The sequence below is a fragment of the Photobacterium jeanii genome (genome assembly GCF_001650345.1).
GTDB lineage: Bacteria > Pseudomonadota > Gammaproteobacteria > Enterobacterales > Vibrionaceae > Photobacterium > Photobacterium jeanii.
The window spans coordinates 62,547-83,114 of sequence record NZ_LVHF01000015.1; the positions used below are offsets into that span (position 1 = coordinate 62,547).

Consider the following 20,568-nt stretch of genomic DNA (forward strand, 5'->3'; position numbering starts at 1 on the left):
TCAGCGTTAGCGTTTAAGGGCAAAGTGCATGAATTGGCGACCTTTATAGGTCATGGTGCCTTGGTCGCCAGGGTTGAGGGCGTGGTAATAATGCACGCCGACCAAAAACTCACGTCGTGGCCCGCCATCGGTTGGCTCAACATAAATCCAATACTCTTCATTATCTTCACCGGGCTGTGCTCCTATGATGGCGTTGGCTTGTTTATCAAGTACGCACACTTCGATGCTTTGCTCTGGCGCATCCAACCCCAAGCTGTGGCGGCGGTAAGAATAAACGAAATACAGCAAAGCGATGACGAGCAGCAGTGCGAGGGTAATAGGGATCCAGACGGGCATGATTAACTCCTTGTGCAAGTGAGGGTCACTTGGCTCCTTGAATACACGTTCCTAATATAATGCAGAAACCATTGATCGTTATTTTGATGCTAAACACCATGCTCAAGGCGGGAAAGCGTGATCTGTTGGCGGTTTTCAGCATCAGCGATGACATCAATGTGAGCATATACTGACTTTTTTGTCGTACAGTTATTGCATTGCCATCGCAAGGCGGTAAGGTAAAAGAAACAATGTGTTAACTTATTGGTAAGCAATCCGCACCTCTTAGCTGCTAGGGATAGGGTGGTTGATGAGGTGAAAAACAAGAATGCCAATAATAGGGAGATAAGCGAATGGCCAATATCGAGATGGTTGTGACTAAAACACGGCGGATCGAGCATCTTCTGCGTGAACATTATCATGCCGAAGGAAAAGGGTTACATCAGCTTATTTCAAGCTGTGAGACTCGATTACCTCATGAAATCATTCCAAAGCTTCGCTTTATTGCGTCAGTGCGTAACAAAGTGGTGCACGAAGATGGCTATAAGTTGGATGATAAGAAAGGTTTTGTTGCTGCCTGCAAATTGTGTGAGAAAGAGCTGACACCACGCAGCGGACGTTTTATTTGGGGAGTAGCACTGTTTGTGTTGTTCGCTTTTACGGCCTTGGCAGTTTGGTTCTACTCAGTCAATTGGCACAATATTAACTTAACGCCATAATAAACAATTGGTTATCTTCGGTTAGTATTATTAAACACCGGTTATTCAGAGAAATGGCGAAGATAGCAGCACAACAAAAAAGGGCACCCACTGGGTGCCCTTTTTTTGTAAATTTGTTTTGTGCTTAGTAAAGCATCGGCAGCGTCATGAGACCAGCAACGACTGCGATCATCATAAGCCCTTGTTTTTGAGAAGTAGTGAACATAAGTAGGCTCCTTATTTAGCTGCTTGAGATATCTTGATATTTAAAATAGCACTGTTTTTATGGTTTAGGCAAGTATGAATGTCATTTTGTTGTAAAAAACACAGTTTTAAAGTGGCTGATTGGCATTGTTTGCTTAGGTTTATATGTGTTTTTGCCGTTGTATAAAGTTTGACTTATTTTGATATCTTTCTTTTTGTTGTTTGTAAGTTGTTGTTTTTAATTGCTTTGATATGGTTTTTTGCTTGTTTAATCCTATTTTTAATAGCCTTTATAGTGTTGATGAATCTTTTTTGTCAGATTTAAGGCTTAGTGCGATCTCGCTTGTGGCTGGGGCGGTAAACTAGATATTGATAAGGTGATTACTGTTGCTTATTAGGATAATTATCTAGTTATCAGTCATCTGGCTAGATAACCTTTGGTATGAGTCCAATAACATTAGCCTCAGATGTCCATAATAAAACCCAGATGAATGAAGAAGGTTCCCATTAATCAACTTTCATCCTAAGTCTTTGTTTTTAATGTGGTGGTGGCGAGTGATTCTCTGTCTTTTCTCTCTGTGATTAGTCTGCATTTTGCTGTGGTCGCTCTGGTTTTTTGCCCTGTTTTTATTGCCAAGGCAGGTAAACGTTTGCGTTTGAGGTTTTTGGCTTAATACAAACTTAATACAGGTGCTGGTGGGCAGTGAATAGGATATTTTCATACTAATATTGCGCAATGCCCTCAATTCGCTTTGTCACGATAAAGGTGTGATTGAGCGCAAAAAAGTGGGCTGGCTTTTCTAAGCAGTGTCGTGTTATCAGGATCCCTGACTAGACAATCGTGAGCGGCTTTTTAAACTGGCAGCGTTGATTATTATTGGTGATTGTATGTGGGTTTGGTTAACCATTTTATTTTCTGGGTTACTACACATTAATGCTGCTTACCGCGGCCCGAAGTGGCAGTTTTATCTGTTTAAGCCATTAACGATAGTGTTGCTGATGTGTCTGATGTGGCAACACGGGCTGACTTCGTTTTATCAGCAAGCTATTTTTGCGGGCTTAGCGTTTTCTGTGGTGGGTGATGTTTTCTTGATGTTGCCACGGGATCGCTTTGTACAAGGGTTGGCGGGCTTTTTTGTTGCGCATGTTATTTATTCCATCGCTTTTTGGAGTCAGCTCAGTGCCAGCATGGTGTGGTGGTTGCCTGCGATGCTGTTTGGTGGCGGTGTGATTGTCTTTCTGCTTTTGTTGCCCTCGCTCGGCAAACTGATGGCGCCAGTGGCGTTATACATTGCCATGATCACCCAAATGGCGTGGGCGGCGGGGGAGTTTTGGCTCACGACCCAAAGTATGATCGGCATGGTGGCGTTTGCTGGCGCGGTGATGTTTATGGTGTCGGATACCGTTTTAGCGGTTAATCGCTTTCGCGGCCCGTTTACCAGTGCCACTGCGATAGTGATGACGACTTACTATCTGGCTCAAGCCTTGATTGTTGGTTCTGCCATTCTCTAACTTGGTCGCTTTGCTCGTTGAGCGCTTCTTATTATTTAATACTGAGATCAACGCGAAAAATGAAATCAGAGAATGGGTCTGTTGGTCTAGGGTTAGTAGAGAGCGCCTAACTTTGTTGCGCTGATAGCGACTAGACGCAAGTGTGGTCGCGGCTGAAGAGAGGTAGCGGCCCATGAGTTGGCAACGAGTGTACCAAGCAGCAAATAGCATTGAAGCCCATTGTTTGAAAGGGTTACTGGAAAGCGAATACATTGCTGTGCAGTTAACCGGTGAAGGATTAGCCGCGGCGACGGGCGAGCTGCCAACCTCGGTATTGGAAGTAAGCTTGTGGGTCGAGGAACAAGACTGGTCGCGGGCGAGCGCGTTACTCCACGACTATGAACAGCAACAAGTGAAGCACGATTGGCACTGCGCTCGTTGTCATGAGGCAAATAGCAGCCAGTTTGAAATTTGTTGGCAATGTGGGGCTGAGCGGGAAGAAAATACGTAAATCATTAAGGTGCATTTAAAATGCACTTATTTTGCTTTGGGTCAACAACTCGTCACCCTGCTGTGGTTTAATAGCGTTTTAAGCCAACGATGAGAATTTGTGATGACGGAATCCGTTCATGCCCATAACGTACTGAATATGCTGCTGGAAGAGAGTGCAGATTACACTTTAGCGAGCTTACGTCAGGCTGTGGTCGCGCAATATGGCGAAGAGGTACGTTTCCATACTTGTAGTCTACAAGACTTAACGTTTGATGCTTTGCTGACGTTCCTGCTAGATCGCCGCAAAGTTATCCAAGATGGCGATAAAATTACGGCTAATCGTGACCGTATGTGCAGTCATTAACCGTAAAAAGAAATATTTATTAACGAGGCGGTTTTAATCGCCTCCGATTTGTTCGTTTGTTATACTCCTTCCGCGCTTAATTCAGCCGTCCGGCTGACAACGTGATCTCTTAGGTCGTCAGACCCAATACGTACTCTTACTATTACTCTTTATTGAGGCATGCCTGTGGAAATTATATCTGCGGCGGTCATGTTATTTTTAATCATGGATCCGCTGGGAAATCTGCCAGTAATGTTGTCGATCCTGCGGCATATTGAGCCGAAACGTCGACGTCTCATTATGGTGCGGGAATTGTGTTTTGCGTTGATCATCTTGCTGCTGTTTTTATTCGGCGGTAAACAGATGCTGGCGTTTTTACATGTATCGACCGAAACAGTCAGTATTTCGGGCGGTATTATCCTGTTCTTGATTGCGATCAGGATGATTTTCCCTCAGCCGGGTGGGGTGACTGGGCTTGCAGCAGGTGAAGAACCGTTTTTGGTGCCGATGGCGATCCCTATGATTGCGGGTCCATCGGTATTGGCTTCGCTGTTGCTACTATCGAATCAAGATCCAAGCCGTACTTGGGATTGGGCGCTGTCTGTGCTGCTCGCATGGGGGGCAACCTTTGTGGTGCTAATGTTCTACGAAGTGTTTAACCGTTTATTGGGCGAGCGTGGCTTGAAAGCTATTGAGCGTTTGATGGGCTTGCTATTGATTATGATGGCGACTCAAATGTTCCTTGATGGGATCCGCTCTTACCTTCATATTGGGTAAGAGAAATAACAAAGTATTAAAAAGGCGGCTAATAGCCGCCTTTTTACGTTATTGGGTCGTGAATTGTCGTGAAACCACTTGGTTACATCATGTATTTACGACGAATGTCGAGTAGGGCAAAAATCCCAAATAATAAAATTGACCACTTTTCCCATCGCGTCATTGGGATTTTGTCACCAAAGGCACCAACAAACATCAGCATTTGTACCCCGTGCATCATGAATAGGAAGCCTGTCATGATGTAGAGCACCATGGCAGTCATGCCTGGGAATGGGTGAAAAATATTGATCGCCAATACCAACCAGACAAAACCGATCGCCACTTTAGCGAGCAAAATCAATGCTTTCATGCTTCCTCTCTCTCAAATAAACGGTAACTCACTTGGCCGGCGGTTTTCTCACGGTGAAGATGCCAGTGCGCAGGTGTTGGTAAGTCACCCAGTTCCTTTTCTGTTTCGATATAAATCACGGCTTGCGGCGCTAGCCAGCCATTTTGCTCCAATAAGGTAATAACCTCATTGATCAAATCTTTACGGAAAGGGGGATCGATAAACACCACATCATGGGGTGTGCCCGGCTGTGCCAAAAAGGTCAATGCATTGGTATTGTGCAGGGTTGCGCTATCAGTACCCAGTGTCGCTAAGTTTTGTTTTAGCTGATTGGCGGCTTTGCTGTCGAGTTCCAGCAAAGTCAGGCTTTCAGCCCCGCGTGATAAGGCTTCAAAACCGAGGCCGCCACTACCGGCAAAGAGGTCGAGACACTTGGCTTGATGTAAATCACCAGCCAGCCAGTTAAAGACGGTTTCTTTGACGCGATCTGTGGTTGGGCGTAATCCTTCGACATCATGCACTGGCAGTTTTCGTCCGCGCCAGCGACCGCTAATGATTCTGACGAATCCTGTTTGGCGGTTATTTTGCTGATTTCGCCCTGATTGTTGTCTACGTCTCGTCATAAATTTCTTCGACCGTTCAGAAAATGATAGTATACAGCTGTTTTTCGGTGGCAAATTCGCCACATTGTCACTATGACTATTTCGTTAAGTTATCGAACGCCGCCAACATATCACCAAAGGTGAGTGAAATAGCGGGAAAATGCCGATAATTGAACGAAATGGCCATGGGTTATGTCATAACTCAACAGGCTGACATTGAGATAATTGTACCAATCAAGCTGTAGGATTTGCCAATGGCAGAAAAAAAGAAACGCGGTTTATTTTCGTGGCTCGGGTTTGGCGCTGATGAAAATGCAGAGTCGAAGGTTGAACAGCCAACTGTAGACGATAGCGTAGCGCAAGAAGAAGCGGCGAAAGAAGCAGAAGCACAAGCAGCAGCGAAAGCGGCTGAAGAAGCAGAAGCACAGGCAGCAGCGAAAGCGGCTGAAGAAGCAGAAGCACAAGCAGCAGCGAAAGCGGCTGAAGAAGCAGAAGCACAGGCAGCAGCGAAAGCGGCTGAAGAAGCAGAAGCACAGGCAGCAGCGCAAGCGGCTGAAGAAGCAGAAGCGCAGGCAGCAGCGAAAGCGGCTGAACAAGAAGAAGCTCAGGCAACCGAAGCGACAGAAGAAGCCACTGCTGAGATCCACGAGCAAGAAAAGCCGAAGAGTGAAGGTTTCTTTGCGCGTTTGATGCGTGGTTTAAAGAAAACCAAATTGAACTTTGGTTCTGGCTTTTTCGATCTGTTCAGCGGTAAAAAGATCGATGATGAGCTGTACGAAGAGCTTGAAGAACAGTTACTGATTGCTGATGTGGGCATGGATACCACAGTAAAAATTATCGAGAACCTGACTGAGCGTGCCAGCCGTAAAGATTTAAAAGACGGTGAAGCGTTATACGGTCAGTTACGTGAAGAACTGAGCGATATGCTGGCGAAAGTCGAGCAACCTTTAGTGATCGATGGTAGCAAAAAGCCGTTTGTGATCCTGATGGTAGGCGTGAACGGGGTCGGTAAAACCACCACTATTGGTAAGCTGGCTAAACAGTTCGAACGTGAAGGCAAATCGGTAATGTTGGCGGCGGGTGATACCTTCCGTGCAGCAGCGGTAGAGCAGTTGCAAGTATGGGGTGAACGCAACAATGTGCCTGTGGTTGCTCAACATACTGGCGCAGATAGTGCATCGGTGATCTTCGATGCCATTGAATCGGCGAAAGCACGTAACGTGGATGTGGTTATCGCAGATACCGCGGGTCGTTTGCAAAATAAAGGTCATTTGATGGAAGAACTGCGCAAGATCGTGCGCGTTATGAAGAAAATTGACCCGCAAGCGCCACACGAAATTATGCTGACTGTGGATGCCGGTACAGGTCAGAATGCCATTAGCCAAGCCAAACTGTTCAGTGAAGTGGCTCCAGTTTCTGGTATCAACCTGACCAAGCTTGATGGTACAGCGAAAGGTGGTGTGATCTTCGCACTGGCTGATCAGTTTAATATTCCAATTCGCTACATCGGTATCGGTGAAGGTATCGACGACTTACGTCCGTTTGCGGCCGATGAGTTTATTGAAGCGCTATTTAGTGACGAGGATTAATCCGTGATTCGATTTCAGCAGGTAAGTAAGGTTTACCGTGGTGGCGGTGGTACGCCAGCATTACAGAAAGTGGATTTTCATCTGCAAAGTACCGATATGGCGTTTTTAACTGGCCATTCCGGTGCGGGTAAAAGTACCCTGCTGAAATTGATTTGTGCGATAGAGCGACCAAACGACGGCAAGATCTTCTTTAATGGTTACGACATCAGTCGACTTGATCCGAAGCAAGTGCCGTTTTTGCGTCGTAATATCGGGATGATTTTCCAAGATCACAAACTGTTGCTCGATCGTACCGTGTACGACAACGTGGCGTTGCCGCTACGGATCGAGCAAGCATCGGAAAACGATATTAAACGTCGTGTGTCAGCCGCACTCGATAAAGTGGGTTTGCTTGATAAAGCCCGCTGTTTACCGCTGCAACTATCGGGGGGTGAACAACAGCGCGTTGGTATTGCTCGTGCGGTGGTCAACAAACCTATGTTACTGCTGGCCGATGAGCCAACCGGTAACCTTGATGCGGCGTTGTCGCAGCAAGTTATGGATTTATTTGAAGAATTTAATCGAGTAGGGGTCAGTGTCTTGATGGCAACGCATGATACGTCTCTGCTTAATACCCGAAACTATCGTCGTTTCGATTTACAGCAAGGTTGCTTAAGGGAGATCACGCGTGGCGCTTAATCGACATGGCTTTTTTGCGATCCATAAGCAGCAGGCACTGGGTGCGCTGCAAGAACTCTTTAAACGTCCGTTAGGGAATATTTTAACCTTAGCGGTACTGACCTTGGCGCTCACTTTGCCCTCTACCTTTTACTTGTTGGCGAAAAACGTCGTGGTGGTCGCGCAAGCATGGCAAAGCCCGACCCAGTTAACCTTATATATAGAACAAGGCATTGCCGAACCAACCGCTGAGCGATTGGCGGGTGAGTTGCGCGGGTGGTCTGAAATCGACACCGTGGACTATATTTCGCCGCAACAAGGCCTTGAGCAATTTCGTCAAAATGCCGGTTTTGAGCAGGCGCTGAGCTTGCTTGATGACAACCCGCTACCGGCGGTGATTGTGGTTAAGCCTAGTGAAGCCTGGCAGAGCGATGCTCAAGCAACTGCACTAGCGGCAAAACTCCGCACCGAATCTGCGATTGAAGAAGTCCGCCTTGATAGCGACTGGTTACAACGTTTGGCAGCGATCAAACAATTGGCGATCAGCCTAGCGATGATCGTATCGGGCTTGATGTTGGTGGCGGTATTTTTGATTGTGGGTAATACTTTGCGTTTGCAGGTATTGAATCAAAAAGATGAAATTCAGGTGATGAAACTGGTGGGCGCGACCGATCAGTTTATCTTGCGTCCTTACCTTTATACTGGTGTGTGGTACGGCGTGATCGGCGGTGTTTGTGCTTGGGTACTGACCGCTGTGGTGACAATTTTGCTTGATAATGCTGTCGCGACGTTGGCGGGATTGTACGAAAGTAGCTACCGTTTAGTGGGCCTAAGTTGGGATGAAACCTTGATTTTACTCATGGTTGCCGCGTTTCTTGGATTGGGCGCTGCACGCTTATCTGCGGGTCGTCACTTAAAAGAAATTGAACCTGTCTGACATTTTTGAGTCAATAATTGAGGTAGTTTGCCCTGCCGACTTGCATCTAAGGTCTCTTTTTAGGCATTATATGCGGTTCAAGTTACTTTTTATCCGTCTAAAAAACACACGAGGTTTTTTACATGACACAAGCGATGTCTTCAATGGCTTTGGTTTCCGCTGATAGTTTGGATAGTTATATCCAGACCGTAAACGGCTATCCGATGCTAACCGCTGAGCGTGAACGCGAACTTGCAGAAGGTTTGCACTACGACGGCGATATTGATGCCGCGAAAGCACTGGTCATGTCGCATTTGCGTTTTGTTGTTCACATTGCCCGTGGTTACTCTGGCTATGGTCTGCCAATGGCTGACTTAGTGCAGGAAGGTAACATTGGTTTGATGAAAGCGGTGAAGCGTTTTAACCCTGAAGTGGGTGTGCGCCTAGTGTCGTTTGCCGTGCATTGGATCAAAGCTGAAATTCATGAATACGTGCTCCGTAACTGGCGTATCGTGAAAGTGGCGACCACCAAGGCACAACGCAAATTGTTCTTTAACCTTCGCAAAGCGAAAAAGCGTTTGGGTTGGTTCAATAACGACGAAGTAAATATGGTTGCTGAGCAACTTGGGGTCGACGCATCCGAAGTTCGCGAAATGGAATCACGTTTAGCCGCGCAAGACTCAACATTTGAGATGCCAGCGGAAGACGATGACCGTAATACCAGTGGTTTTACCGCTCCGGTTTATTTCTTGGAAGATAAATCTTCAGATGTGGCACTAAGTCACGAAGAAAATAACTGGGAAACTCACGCCAATAATCGTTTGTCGCATGCGTTGGCGACCTTAGATGAGCGTAGTCAGCACATTGTGCGTGCTCGTTGGTTGGACGATGAGAAAACCACGCTGCAAGATTTGGCTGATAACTATGGTGTATCGGCGGAACGTATCCGTCAGCTTGAAAAGAACGCCATGAAGAAGCTAAAAGCAGCAGTAGGTGACGATTTATATTAATCGCCCCTAGCGATGATCCCAATAAATGGGATCTTGGTTCGCGAAAAGATCTACATATAGTAAAGCCGGCTCAGCGCCGGCTTTTTTGTGCCTGAAATTTGCGATTAATCTCACAAAAACGCAGGGTTTTGTGAATTAAATGCTTAGTTATCCACAGCTTATGATGGATCCAAACTATATGTAGTGGATCCAAATTCACGTAGGCACATTATCAACGCAATTCACAGACTTTTCCACAGATGGTTGTTTTGTGATCGGCTTGCGGGCTGAGATTGGCTGTGGCAGCGATCAAGTCCCTGTCATTGCTGGGTTTCTGTGCAATGCTGGTGGTGTGGATAAACCCGTACATTCTGTGTGAGGTTGTGAGTAACTGAGTGGGTTACAATAGCAATGAGAATAAAATCCTCGCCACGAGCTGCTAAGATCGACAAAAAGCGACGATCATCACAGTTAGTGGATCAATAATTATAAAGGGCAGGATCGCTAATTCAGGCCCGATTCAAATGAAAGTGAGAAAGTAATGGATCAGTTTGAACATATTTCGGTACAGCAAGCGCATGACTTGCTGCAGCAGCAACAGGCGGTGTTGGTTGATATTCGCGATCCTCAGTCGTTTGCCTTGGCTCATCCGCCTGCGGCGTTTCATTTAACCAACGAGACCATGGTTCAGATGATGAACGAAGTGGATTACGACCAGCCTGTGATTGTGATGTGTTATCACGGTATTAGTAGCCAAGGGGCAGCACAGTATTTGATCAATCAAGGGTATGATGCTGTGTATAGTATGGACGGGGGCTTTGAGGCATGGCGCCGTGAAGCCTACCCGATTGAAGTAGCGGAGTAATAAGATGCATCGATTAGTGGGATTGCCTAACCCGCGTCTGGCGCAGGCATTCATTGACTATATGGCGTCACGTGGGATCCACATCCAAATGATGTCTGAGCCTGAAGGCGTCTTTGCCTTGTGGCTGGCGGATAGCCAGCACTTGGTCGAGGTTGAAGCGGAGTTAACGGCCTTTCTTGCTAATCCGGGTGCTAAGCGCTACTCAGCCGCGTCGTGGGAGGTGGCTGAGAGCCGGACGGCGAAGTTTAATTATCAAAGCCCAAGCCTCCTCAAGATGGTAAAAATGCAGGCAGGACCCTTTAGCTTGGCGATTATGGTGGTGGTGATTGCCATTTATGCACTGTGGTTGCTGGGCTTTGAGTTACCGATATTCTCGTGGGCCCATTTTCCGACCATGCATGGCGATCAGTGGGAGTTGTGGCGTTACTTCTCCCATGCGTTGATCCATTTCTCGACTTTGCACATCGTGTTTAACTGCCTGTGGTGGTGGATCCTTGGTGGCCAAATTGAACAACACAGTGGCAGTGGCAAGCTGCTGCAGATCTTCTTGTTCTCAGCGCTTATCTCCGGTTTTGCTCAGTTTTGGCTTCATGGGCCAAACTTTGGTGGCTTGTCTGGCGTGGTCTATGCCTTGATGGGGTATGTGTGGTGGCTGGGTTGGTTGGCACCTGAGCGTGGCTTGACCATCCCTAAGCCATACGTCGCCTTCATGCTGGCATGGCTGGTGATTGGCTTTGCTGAACCGTTTGGCATGTCGATAGCCAATATGGCGCATCTGTTTGGTTTGGTTAGTGGCTGTGCTTTGGGCTTTATTGATGCCAAGCGTCCTCCGTTGAAAGCATCAAGTTAGTGTATTTAGAGTGACAAAACGCTGCTTATCTTCACCATTTGAATGCAAATGCAGCATTAAACGCAGTCTTTCGAGGCTGCGTTTTTGTTTGTTTTATCCCTTCTGCTAATCTTCCTGCCTTTTGCTATGTCTTTGGCGCTAATTTGTGCCGCTATGAGTAGTAAACCGTTACCAATGCTGTTGATTAAGTAAAGCCGATCAATTAATACGCAAAAAAGCGCACTAAAACCGATTCGTGTGCAATCTTAATCTTCGTTTATGATTGTTTTCACGGTTTTTATTATTTGTTCGCGCAATAATTTGCGCACTTTGAGCGTTTTTGATTTTAAACGCTCACTTTGTCCCTATGCGTGATCTTCACCATCGCAATAAAAATATTAAATAAGGAACATCTTATGTTTGGTTTGTTTCGTCCGGCTGCTCACCAAGAGCGGCTTCCAGCGGATCAAATTGATTCCACATACAAACGCCTTCGTTGGCAACTGTTTGCAGGGATCTTCTTTGGTTACGCCGGCTACTACCTTGTTCGTAAAAACTTCAGTTTGGCGATGCCATTCCTGATTGAAGAGTATGGTTATAGCCGTGGTGACCTTGGGGTTGCATTAGCAGCGGTATCTATTGCTTACGGCTTATCTAAATTCTTAATGGGTAACGTGTCTGACCGTTCGAACCCACGCTACTTTTTAGCCGCAGGTTTAACCATGTCAGCGATTGTGATGCTGTGCTTCGGCTTCATGCCATGGGCGACGAGCAGTATCGCGGCGATGTTTATTCTTTTGTTCTTGAACGGCTGGTTCCAAGGTATGGGGTGGCCTGCTTGTGGCCGTACCATGGTGCACTGGTGGTCGCGTAAAGAACGTGGTGAAATCGTATCGGTGTGGAACGTGGCGCACAACGTGGGCGGCGGTCTGATTGGTCCTATGTTCCTACTGGGCTTGTGGGCATTCAACGATGACTGGCGTACCGCTTTCTATGTACCGGCATTCTTTGCGTTGTTGGTGGCTGCGTTTAGCTTGATTGCCATGCGCGATACGCCGCAATCTTGTGGTTTGCCTGCAATCGAAGAGCATAAAAACGACTACCCAGATAGCTACGATGAATCGCACGAAAAAGAGATGACCGCGAAGGAAATCTTCTTCAAGTACGTATTTAACAACAAGCTATTGTGGTTCATTGCGATTGCGAACGCCTTCGTTTACTTGATCCGCTACGGTGTATTGGACTGGGCGCCAGTTTACCTAAGCGAAGTAAAAGACTTCACGGTAGATAAATCATCTTGGGCATACTTCCTATACGAGTGGGCTGGTATTCCAGGTACGCTACTATGTGGTTGGATGTCGGATAAATTCTTCAAAGGTCGTCGTGCGCCGGCTGGTATCCTATTCATGGCATTGGTAACAGTGGCGGTATTGGTTTACTGGTTCAACCCAGCAGGTAACCCAACTATCGATATGATGGCACTGGTTGCAATCGGCTTCTTGATCTACGGTCCAGTAATGCTAATCGGTCTATACGCTCTAGAACTAGCACCGAAGAAAGCAGCAGGTACTGCGGCTGGTCTAACGGGTCTATTCGGTTACCTAGGTGGTGCGGTAGCAGCGAATGCTATCTTGGGCTACACCGTTGACCACTTTGGTTGGGATGGCGGTTTCATTGTCCTAACAGCATCTTGTGGCTTGTCTATCTTCTTCTTGACGCTTGCATTAATGGGTGAGCGTAAGCGAGAGCACGCTCACGATGTGGTAGAACAAAATGCGTGATTGAGAGCGCCATCATTGGCATCTTGTGAACGCTCTAGGTAATATGACAAGGCTTCGCATCCGCGGAGCCTTGTTGTAATCGGGAGCCGGGTGAGCAGTGAAGCAGAGTAAACGTCATCAAGAAATTATCGATCTTGTCAAAACACAAGGCTATGTGAGCACCGACGATCTGGTCGAGCGCTTTAATGTTAGCCCTCAAACCATACGTCGCGACCTCAACGAACTCGCGGCAGACAACAAAATCCGTCGCCACCATGGCGGTGCCACCATTCCTTCCAGTTCCGTCAATACTTCATACAGTACCCGTAAAGTGATGCAATTAGCGGAGAAAGACCGCATTGCTCAAGCCATGGTTGAACATATTCCAGATGGCGCGACCTTGTTTATCGATATTGGTACTACGCCCGAAGCTGTTGCTCGTGCCTTGCTTGATCACAGTGATTTACGCATTGTTACCAATAACTTAAATGTGGCGAGCATTCTAACTGGCAAAGACGATTTCCGCGTGATTTTGGCGGGTGGTGAAGTCCGTAACCGTGATGGGGGCATCGTAGGTGAAGCGACGCTCGACTTTATCTCTCAGTTCCGTCTTGATTTCGGCATCATGGGGATCAGCGGCATCGACTTAGATGGTTCGTTGCTGGACTTTGACTACCATGAAGTACGAGTGAAACAAGCGATCATCGAAAACAGCCGTTGCGTCATGTTAGGGGTGGATCACACTAAATTTGGTCGTAACGCGATGGTGAATCTGGGTGATATTAGCCAAATCGATATGCTGTTCACTAACCAGCAACCACCTAATGAGCTGGCAAAACGCGTGAGCGAGCATGAAATCCATCTCGAGATCATCGCTTAATTAGTACTAAGGCACTGACTTAGTAGCCAAAAGATACAGTTTCTGAGAACGGGCTATCCTTCAATGGGTAGCCCGTTTTTTTTGTGCTAATGATCATGCTGTGTGAAAAAACATCATAAATTTAATGATCTTGATCATTTTGCTCGCTATTATGTTCGCATTCGAGCATTTAAATGTTCGTTTTGTTTCGAATTAACACTATTTCAGTAAATCGTACAGACAGGGCGAAGGTGAATCACATGACAACAGAGCACACTGCATTGCTAGATTTGATTGTTGTGGGTGGCGGTATTAATGGCGCGGGGATCGCGGCAGATGCGGCTGGACGTGGGTTGAAAGTCGGTTTGTATGAGGCTGATGATTTTGCATCGGCGACCTCATCAGCTAGCTCCAAATTGATCCACGGTGGTTTACGTTATCTTGAGCATTACGAGTTTCGTTTGGTGGGCGAGGCGTTGGCTGAGCGTGAAGTGCTGCTGCGCAAAGTACCGCACATTGCGCACCCGATGCGTTTTCGTCTGCCACATCGCCCGCATTTGCGTCCGGCATGGATGATCCGCGCAGGGCTGTTTCTGTACGATCACCTAGGTAAACGCACGACTTTACCTGCTAGTGAAGGGCTTAAGTTTGGTGCTGATTCGGTGTTAGCGCCAGAGATCACCCGTGGCTTTGAGTATTCAGATTGCTGGGTCGATGATGCGCGTTTGGTGGTGCTGAATGCGATGGAAACCGCCGAGAAAGGTGGTGAAGTGCGTAACCGTTGCCGCGTTGAGCAAGCGGTGCGTGAGAATGATATCTGGCGAGTGACCATTCGTGATATGCGCACTAATCAAACGTTTGAGCGTCGTGCTCATGCCTTGGTGAATGCGGCAGGCCCTTGGGTGAAAGCTTTCTTTGATAACAGTTTGAAAGAGGAATCGCCACGTAATATCCGTTTGATCAAAGGCTCCCACATCGTGGTGCCGAGAGTGCACGATGAGCCGCAGGCTTACATTCTGCAAAACGAAGATAACCGGATTGTGTTTGTGATCCCGTACCTTGATCGCTTCTCTATCATTGGTACGACTGATGTCGAGTACAAAGGCGATCCGCGTGAAGTGGCAATTGATGACAACGAAGTCGATTACTTGCTCAAGGTGTACAACCTACACTTTAAGAAATCGCTGGCACACAAGGATGTAGTGTGGACTTACAGTGGGGTGCGTCCGTTGTGCGATGATGAGTCGGACTCACCGCAAGCCATCACCCGTGATTACACGCTAGAGTTGGATCAAGAAGGGAACAATGCGCCTTTACTGTCTATCTTTGGTGGCAAGCTAACGACCTACCGTAAGCTGGCAGAATCTGCGATGCGCCAATTAGCGCCGTTCTTCGCTCACATGCAACCAGCATGGACGGCAGAATCCTTCTTACCAGGCGCGAGTGCTGACTTTGACCGCGATAATTTGAAGCAAGCTCTAGCTAACCAGTGCCCGTGGTTGGATGCGTTCACTATCGATCGCTGGGTAACGAACTACGGTGACCGTGCGTTACGCCTCGTTGATGGTGTGACCGACCAAGCTGCAATGGGAATGGCATTTGGACACGGGCTGACACAGCGTGAGCTGGATTATTTGATGCAGGCTGAGTTTGCCCAAGTCGCGGAAGATGTGTTGTGGCGTCGTAGTAAATTGGGGCTGTACTTAGATGAAGCGCAGCAACAAGCGGTGGCAGCGTACATGAGCTCGCATCAGCCATCAGCTGAAGTGGCCGCATAAATATAAAACCGAAACACTAAATACCAAAAAAGCACTCAAATGAGTGCTTTTTTAATGCCGTTAGCAACCTGTTCGTGAATATTACTGATACAGGTACTTAGTGAAAAGAAGCTCGGTAAGGAGTTTCTGATTGGTTTCTGCAATCAATAGCTCGTTCACTTTGTCTAAGCAGGCTTGGCGGATTTCTTCGCGGCCAGCCAGTGACTTCACTTTGGCTTCAGGCTGTTGACCAATGATAGTGATAATAGTGTCACGGATCAGTGGCGCATGTTCTTCTACTATCTTCACTAAACTTGGGTCGATCACCATTAAATCGACTTGTAAGCGCAAGTAACCCAGTCTTTTTCCTTGAGTCACATAGTTAGTCGTAATGTCCGGCGCTAGGGTGTAATACGAATATTGTGGCTTTGCTGGTGTGGCTTCATCGCTCGCAAAAGAGAAAGGGGTAAACAGCAGACAAGCGAGCAGTAGTACTCGGTTTACGATTTGAGATTTCATCATAATATTCATCAGTTTGTGGAGTTTTACTGCCAGGAATCGTTTTCTTTCGACGGTAACGATATTCGTACCCGTTACAGCTTGCTACAATAGTGTCTCTTTATGGTAATAAATTAACCACATTCTACCAAGCTCTTTTATGGGTTATTGGTGGAATTTGATTTGGAAAAATGTCGGAATTCAAGCAGTTGTACAAACCCTTATTGGACGGTGCTAATTGGCAGCAACCAGACCAGTTAGGTATCGAAGGCACCGAGATCGGGCATTGGTTGCTTGAACAAGATTCATTGTCACGACGTTTTCAACGCCATTGTGAGGCGTTTACGGTCTCGCTTATCGAACAGGTGAAGATCAGTCATGCCGCCCTCACCAATGATGAACGAGCTTTGATTGGCGATGAGGATTGTTTGCTACGTAAAGTCGTGCTGCAAGGCGACGGCCAACCTTGGGTTTTTGCCCGCACCCTGATCCCAATTTCGACCTTAACGGGTCAAGAACGCGATTTAGAGCAGTTGGGTGAAATGCCGCTCGGCTTTCGGGTGTTTACCGACCGCAGCGGTCGCCGTGATGCGTTAGTGGTTGCCGATGTTGGTACTGATACTCAGCCTTTATGGGCGCGTCGCTCGCGTTTGTGGATCAATGAAAAACCGTTATTAGTGGCAGAACTCTTTTTAGCCCAAGCCCCGATTTATGGAAAGGAGAAACAATGTTAGCGATGACCAAAGCAAAAGCCTATTGGCAGCTGGCCCGGTTTGATCGCCCGATTGGCAGTTTGCTCCTGCTTTGGCCAACCTTGTGGGCGCTGTTTTTAGCCGCCGACGGGATGCCGAACTGGCACGTGCTGGTGGTGTTTGTCCTTGGTGTGATTTTTATGCGCGCGGCTGGTTGTGTGATCAATGACTTCGCTGATCGTAATTTTGATGGTCATGTGAAGCGTACTGCTCATCGTCCGATGCCATCGGGCAAAGTGTCTGAGCGCGAAGCGCTGGGGTTATTTGGTTTATTGGTGCTGGTGTCTTTCCTACTGGTACTGACCATGAATACCCTGACAATCATGCTGTCGGTCGTCGGCTTAGCACTGGCTGCCGCCTATCCATTTATGAAGCGTTATACCCACTTGCCACAATTGGTGCTTGGGGTCGCGTTCGGGTGGTCAATCCCTATGGCTTATGCTGCGCAGTCCGGTGAATTACCGACAGCGGCATGGCTACTTTTCATTGCCAATATCATGTGGACCATTGCTTACGACACCCAATATGCGATGGTTGATCGCGATGATGACGTTAAAGTTGGCATTAAATCGACGGCTATTTTGTTTGGACGTTTCGATAAGATGATCATCGGCGCTTTGCAGTTGGCGACCATGATTGCCTTGATTGCCGTTGGGATGGTGCTGGACTTAAGCCAAGTGTATTACTGGTTCTTACTTCTTGCGGGTGGTTTGTTTGCTTATCAACAATTGCTGATCCGCGATCGTACCCGTGAGCCATGTTTCCAAGCCTTCTTGAACAACAATTATGTCGGCATGCTGATCTGTATCGGCATTGTGTGGAGTGTGTGCTTCTAAGCGAGCAGCGCATTTCCGCCTATTTGAAAGCAGCCTCAGGGCTGCTTTTTTTGTGCTTAATGTGCGGTGTAGTGCGGTAGTGCGGTAGTGCAGTGTAGTGCAGGAGGTTGGCTAAGGAGTGATGACTAAAAGGAAATGATGGTTAATGGTTAAAGGAGAGGAGCTTTGGGGTTGTGGTGACCCTAAACCCCTAAACGCTGTACCTGCGTTTGATAGTTGATCTTAAGCTGCTGATTTTATTTGCGTTGTATGGGTTGTCTAGCTTTAGGGTTATCGGGTGCCAATAACGCTAAAAGCTGAACATAGATCAGATGGTCGTAGGTGGTTGCTGTGGTGAGCGCACCAAAAAGCCGCCAATGATGGCGGCTTTGGTGGTTTAGCGAGTCACCGAATGGTGTTAGTCATTAATGGCTTCGCGCTCTTCACGGTTCATTACCGCTTGAATGGTTAGCTTCACTTCAGGTGACACTAAGGTGGCAAGCAAGTCAGCCAAGTCTTCAACAGGGCGAGATACCGCATGACACTCTTCGTTGAGGTAACCTTCTTCGCGCAGGGTTCTTACTAGGGTCGCAAACACGCCTTTGTCGAAGAACTCTGGTGCATTGATACCGTGTAAGCGGCTCAAACGCTGAGCCATCATCTGGCTTTGCTGCTCAAGATCGCTCTTCATCATTTGCGGTTCAGTGCGAAGCAACGTCAGCGTGATTGCATAGCGCTGTAGCGTATCGGAAATGGTACGCGCGAGAAGCTGCAGTGGACCAATGCGTGCATTGTTGATCGACAGATGAACACCGTCGTTCAAGAGTAGACGTTGACGAACCAGTTCAGCGATCAGCTTATCAATCTCCTGACCAAGATCTGCTTTATCGACACTCAAGAACAGTTCAGCTTGAAGGAATGGATAGAGCTTCTCAACTTGGTCGTGCAACTCATCGACCGTTAGGCTTTGGTGCTGAACCACAAGGTGAGCGATCAGCGACGGCAGCGCAAACAGGTGAATGATGTTGTTACGGTAGTAGGTCATCAAGATAGACTGCTGACGATCTAGCGAGATGATATCGCCTAGCGTATCGCGCTCGATAATGAACTTGTCCATGCTGATCGCGTGCTCTACCAATTCAGCCGCCTCTTCGTTCGGGAAGGTGCTTTGGCTTGAATATGGGGTATTGCGTAGTAGCTCAACGTAACAGGTTAGTTGTTCTTCAAGCGCTTCACGACTTAACGCACGTTGACGCGATGACAACAGTGCCAAACCACATAGGGTCAAGGCATTGGTAGCAGCGGCATCGTTGATGTGAGTCATCATCTTCACCGCCAGATCGTTCACCGCTGGGCTTAACCATTGTGGACGACGCGGTTCGATTGGATCGATATCTTTATGCCATTCAGGCACGTTGTCGTTCAGGTATTGGTTGATCGAGATAGGTTCGCCGAAGTTCACGTAACCTTGGCCGAAGTTACGCAGTTTTCGCAACATACGGATCACTTGACCAAAGTTTTCCTTCTCTTTGTTCTTACCCTGTAGCTCTTTCGCGTAAGTGCCCACTTCCATCACGTGCTCGTAACCGATGTAAACCGGTACTAGTGTCACAGGACGGTTAAGGCCACGTAGCATGGCTTGAATGGTCATCGATAGCATACCGGTTTTTGCTGGCAGCAAACGACCAGTACGAGAACGACCACCTTCACTGAAGAACTCGACCGAGTAACCTTTAGCAAACAGCTCGGCTAAGTATTCACGGAACACAGTGGAGTACAGGCGATTACCCTTGAAGCTACGGCGGATAAAGAAACCACCGCCACGACGGAAAATCGGGCCTGCAGGGAAGAAGTTCAGGTTAATACCTGCCGCAATATGCGGTGGCACCATGCCTTCTTTGTACAGTACGTACGACAGCAATAGGTAGTCCATGTGGCTACGGTGACACGGCACGTATACGATCTCGTGACCGTCTTGAGCCAGCTGACGAACGCGCTGGGCGTTATGAATGTTCAGACCTTGGTACAAGCGGTTCCAGAACCAACCCAGAATACGCTCACCGTGACGGATCAGTGAGTAAGAGAAGTTAGCCGCGATCTCTTCCATCATATCGACCGCTTCTTTACGCACTTTTTCTACCGGTACATCACGGCTTAGTGCTTCTTCTTCTACCACTTTCTCAATGGCTTTCGACGCCAGTAAGCGTTTGAACAGCAGTTGGCGATCCGGCAGTTTAGGGCCCGATGCTGCCAGTTGCTGGCGTGAGAAGTGGATTTTCGCCACTCGTGCGAGCTTATGCGCGATAGCGTTGTCGGTACCGTGGTGATCAGCCATGTAGCGTAGTGATACAGGCGTGCTCAGGCGCACCATACAGTCACGACCATGACCGAGTACGGTGAACAGTTTTTCCGGACCATTAAGCGGGCGCAGGATCGGTTTCAGGTTGGTTTCTTTACCCGGTTGACGACCCCATAGGATAGAAGCTGGCACCAACTGGATATCCAGCTCTGAATCTTGCTTGTGCAGTTCTAGCAATTCGGTGAATTGCTCAAGTGACGACGGTGGTAATTCTCCATCGTTACCAAAAATACTTGGCGCATCGGCGACAAAGACATAGCGGTTGAATGTGCGATCACCCATTTCGAGCGGAGACAATGGATCTGGTAGGCCGAGCTCTTGGGTGCTTCGACGTAATGTCACCAGATCGGTAGTAGAACGAAATGGTAAGATATAGATGATAGGACGCGCTAAGTCTAACGCTAAATCTTCTACTGGATTCGATGGAATTGAGTGGGTTTTAACCAGCAGAGAAAGCGGCAAATTTAGTGTTTGTTGATAAATTTTCTGCCAACTTGACATATCTATAACTAGCCTCGGTTTTTTAACGGGGCAAGGATAGCATTAAATTCGCGCTATCATGCAGCGAAAATCACAAAGTTAGCAGCAAAGCGTGCATTTTTACTTTCCAACTCTGCTAACTGATTGTTTCTTACAATGGGCAACAGTGGGATTGGTGAAGTAAGTCAAAGCA

The 20,568-nt window shown here is 47.6% G+C and carries 21 protein-coding genes; 16 read left to right on the top strand and 5 right to left on the bottom strand.

Annotated elements, in window-relative coordinates:
- Window positions 1-6: 6 nt before the first annotated feature.
- Window positions 7-336 (bottom strand): DUF2500 domain-containing protein, encoded by a 330-nt coding sequence (locus tag A3K86_RS08365; protein ID WP_068330449.1) that lies wholly within the window; start codon window positions 334-336, stop codon window positions 7-9.
- 332 nt (window positions 337-668) lie between these two features.
- Between A3K86_RS08365 and A3K86_RS08370 the strand changes: the two genes are divergently transcribed.
- The 5 genes from A3K86_RS08370 (at window position 669) to A3K86_RS08390 (ending at window position 4,320) form a co-directional block, all read left to right on the top strand.
- Entirely contained in the window at window positions 669-1,034 is a 366-nt protein-coding gene (locus tag A3K86_RS08370; RefSeq protein ID WP_068330450.1) for a DUF4145 domain-containing protein, read from the top strand.
- A 1,071-nt stretch (window positions 1,035-2,105) separates the two neighbouring features.
- Window positions 2,106-2,729, top strand: a complete 624-nt coding sequence (locus tag A3K86_RS08375; protein ID WP_068330451.1) for a lysoplasmalogenase — start codon at window positions 2,106-2,108, stop codon at window positions 2,727-2,729.
- A 172-nt stretch (window positions 2,730-2,901) separates the two neighbouring features.
- Window positions 2,902-3,219 carry a putative signal transducing protein gene (locus tag A3K86_RS08380; RefSeq protein WP_068330452.1) on the top strand — a complete coding sequence of 106 codons (318 nt, stop codon included), beginning with the start codon at window positions 2,902-2,904 and terminating at the stop codon, window positions 3,217-3,219.
- Window positions 3,220-3,321: 102 nt separating this feature from the next.
- A complete protein-coding gene (locus tag A3K86_RS08385; RefSeq protein WP_068330453.1) occupies window positions 3,322-3,564 on the top strand; it encodes a YecH family metal-binding protein in 243 nt (80 codons plus the stop codon).
- Window positions 3,565-3,729: 165 nt separating this feature from the next.
- On the top strand, window positions 3,730-4,320 hold the full coding sequence (locus tag A3K86_RS08390; protein WP_068330603.1) for a YhgN family NAAT transporter: 591 nt from the start codon (window positions 3,730-3,732) through the stop codon (window positions 4,318-4,320).
- Between the two features lie 82 nt (window positions 4,321-4,402).
- Here the strand turns inward: A3K86_RS08390 and A3K86_RS08395 are convergent, their stop codons facing one another.
- Together A3K86_RS08395 and rsmD are read right to left on the bottom strand one after the other, a co-directional pair.
- The gene (locus A3K86_RS08395; RefSeq protein WP_068330454.1) at window positions 4,403-4,669 is read right to left on the bottom strand and encodes a DUF1145 domain-containing protein; all 267 of its coding nucleotides are present in this window, start codon (window positions 4,667-4,669) and stop codon (window positions 4,403-4,405) included.
- Window positions 4,666-5,271 carry a 16S rRNA (guanine(966)-N(2))-methyltransferase RsmD gene (gene rsmD / locus A3K86_RS08400; protein WP_068330455.1) on the bottom strand — a complete coding sequence of 202 codons (606 nt, stop codon included), beginning with the start codon at window positions 5,269-5,271 and terminating at the stop codon, window positions 4,666-4,668. The genes A3K86_RS08395 and rsmD overlap by 4 nt, the downstream gene beginning before the upstream one ends.
- A gap of 233 nt (window positions 5,272-5,504) precedes the next feature.
- Here rsmD and ftsY point away from each other — a divergent pair, with 233 nt between their 5' ends.
- From ftsY to glpD, 9 genes are all read left to right on the top strand, one after another.
- Window positions 5,505-6,839 carry a signal recognition particle-docking protein FtsY gene (gene ftsY / locus A3K86_RS08405; RefSeq protein WP_068330456.1) on the top strand — a complete coding sequence of 445 codons (1,335 nt, stop codon included), beginning with the start codon at window positions 5,505-5,507 and terminating at the stop codon, window positions 6,837-6,839.
- A gap of 3 nt (window positions 6,840-6,842) precedes the next feature.
- Window positions 6,843-7,517 carry a cell division ATP-binding protein FtsE gene (gene ftsE, locus A3K86_RS08410; protein WP_068330457.1) on the top strand — a complete coding sequence of 225 codons (675 nt, stop codon included), beginning with the start codon at window positions 6,843-6,845 and terminating at the stop codon, window positions 7,515-7,517.
- Entirely contained in the window at window positions 7,507-8,433 is a 927-nt protein-coding gene (gene ftsX, locus A3K86_RS08415) for a permease-like cell division protein FtsX (RefSeq protein WP_068330458.1), read from the top strand. The genes ftsE and ftsX overlap by 11 nt, the downstream gene beginning before the upstream one ends.
- A 122-nt stretch (window positions 8,434-8,555) precedes the next feature.
- Window positions 8,556-9,422, top strand: coding sequence for an RNA polymerase sigma factor RpoH (gene rpoH, locus A3K86_RS08420; RefSeq protein WP_068330459.1), 867 nt, complete (start codon window positions 8,556-8,558; stop codon window positions 9,420-9,422).
- Window positions 9,423-9,942: 520 nt separating this feature from the next.
- Window positions 9,943-10,266 (top strand): thiosulfate sulfurtransferase GlpE, encoded by a 324-nt coding sequence (glpE, locus tag A3K86_RS08425; RefSeq protein ID WP_068330460.1) that lies wholly within the window; start codon window positions 9,943-9,945, stop codon window positions 10,264-10,266.
- A gap of 4 nt (window positions 10,267-10,270) precedes the next feature.
- Entirely contained in the window at window positions 10,271-11,116 is an 846-nt protein-coding gene (glpG, locus tag A3K86_RS08430) for a rhomboid family intramembrane serine protease GlpG (protein ID WP_068330461.1), read from the top strand.
- Between the two features lie 395 nt (window positions 11,117-11,511).
- Window positions 11,512-12,876: a glycerol-3-phosphate transporter gene (glpT, locus tag A3K86_RS08435; RefSeq protein ID WP_068330462.1), complete on the top strand. Its 1,365-nt coding sequence runs from the start codon at window positions 11,512-11,514 to the stop codon at window positions 12,874-12,876.
- 97 nt (window positions 12,877-12,973) lie between these two features.
- Window positions 12,974-13,735: a DeoR/GlpR family transcriptional regulator gene (locus tag A3K86_RS08440; RefSeq protein ID WP_068330463.1), complete on the top strand. Its 762-nt coding sequence runs from the start codon at window positions 12,974-12,976 to the stop codon at window positions 13,733-13,735.
- A gap of 239 nt (window positions 13,736-13,974) precedes the next feature.
- Window positions 13,975-15,492, top strand: a complete 1,518-nt coding sequence (gene glpD, locus A3K86_RS08445; protein ID WP_068330464.1) for a glycerol-3-phosphate dehydrogenase — start codon at window positions 13,975-13,977, stop codon at window positions 15,490-15,492.
- A gap of 81 nt (window positions 15,493-15,573) precedes the next feature.
- On the opposite strand, the gene A3K86_RS08450 is transcribed toward glpD, so the two are convergent.
- On the bottom strand, window positions 15,574-15,993 hold the full coding sequence (locus A3K86_RS08450) for a flagellar basal body-associated protein FliL (protein WP_068330604.1): 420 nt from the start codon (window positions 15,991-15,993) through the stop codon (window positions 15,574-15,576).
- Window positions 15,994-16,160: 167 nt separating this feature from the next.
- Here A3K86_RS08450 and A3K86_RS08455 point away from each other — a divergent pair, with 167 nt between their 5' ends.
- Both A3K86_RS08455 and ubiA read left to right on the top strand, forming a co-directional pair.
- The gene (locus tag A3K86_RS08455) at window positions 16,161-16,703 is read left to right on the top strand and encodes a chorismate--pyruvate lyase family protein (protein WP_068330465.1); all 543 of its coding nucleotides are present in this window, start codon (window positions 16,161-16,163) and stop codon (window positions 16,701-16,703) included.
- Window positions 16,697-17,557 (top strand): 4-hydroxybenzoate octaprenyltransferase, encoded by an 861-nt coding sequence (gene ubiA, locus A3K86_RS08460; protein ID WP_068330466.1) that lies wholly within the window; start codon window positions 16,697-16,699, stop codon window positions 17,555-17,557. The genes A3K86_RS08455 and ubiA overlap by 7 nt, the downstream gene beginning before the upstream one ends.
- Window positions 17,558-17,954: 397 nt before the next feature.
- On the opposite strand, the gene plsB is transcribed toward ubiA, so the two are convergent.
- Window positions 17,955-20,396 (bottom strand): glycerol-3-phosphate 1-O-acyltransferase PlsB, encoded by a 2,442-nt coding sequence (plsB, locus tag A3K86_RS08465; protein WP_068330467.1) that lies wholly within the window; start codon window positions 20,394-20,396, stop codon window positions 17,955-17,957.
- Window positions 20,397-20,568 lie beyond the last annotated feature (172 nt).